This window comes from Gilliamella sp. Nev6-6, assembly GCF_001690605.1.
In the GTDB taxonomy this organism is placed as follows: Bacteria; Pseudomonadota; Gammaproteobacteria; order Enterobacterales; family Orbaceae; genus Gilliamella; species Gilliamella apicola_C.
Window position 1 is genome coordinate 1 of sequence record NZ_LZHP01000044.1, and the last position, 708, is coordinate 708.

2 protein-coding genes are annotated in these 708 nt (G+C 30.9%); both read right to left on the reverse strand.

Features of this window, described 5'->3' with window-relative positions; all coding sequences use genetic code 11:
• The coding region (locus A9G42_RS14110; protein ID WP_082211933.1) for a DUF6966 domain-containing protein at positions 1–263 on the reverse strand (263 nt) is incomplete at its 3' end.
• Positions 264–363: 100 nt separating this feature from the next.
• Positions 364–708: integrase core domain-containing protein (locus tag A9G42_RS05325; protein WP_179854609.1), on the reverse strand; the 345-nt coding region annotated here is incomplete at its 5' end.

A 708-nucleotide genomic window follows, 5' to 3' on the forward strand; every position in this document is an offset into this window, starting at 1 on the left:
AATTTATACAGCTGAGTTCTTAAATCATCTAATCTGTTATTTTCATTAATTAATGGTTTTTTATTATTATGTAACACTATATCATTAAAAGATCCCATACCTCCATATAGTATTAATATTTGATTTTTTACAGCTTCGAAATTAATTTCTATGTCTTCACTAAATTTCATAAAACTATTTCCCCAGTCAGGGTAATTTCCTTTTTTCAATAATATGGATATTTCAAAAAGAATTAACTTTATTTTTTTTATATGACTATTCATTTTAATGGTTTAATCTCCATAATTTCTGCTCCCTTTATTGTCCATGGTTTAGGTACAATGTGTAAATACCCCAAACTTAGTACACAACTCACGTAGAAAATCATGCTGCTTGTTTTAGTGTTTTATACTCAATCGGTGTCATGTTATTTAATGCCTCATGCGGTCTTTCGGTGTTATAAATGGTTAGCCATTCTTCGGTTATTCTCCTTGCTTGTGCTAAGTTGTTAAAAAGATATAAATCGAGTACTTCAGTACGATAGGTACGATTAAATCGTTCAATATAGCCATTTTGATAAGGGCTACCGGGCTGGATATAATCAATGGTTATATCATGTGATTTAGCCCAGTTTATAAAGGTTTTTCCTGTAAATTCTGGCCCATTATCGACCCGTATTTTTAATGGATACCCATGATATTCGGCCAGTTTATCTAAGTAACGGGTAAT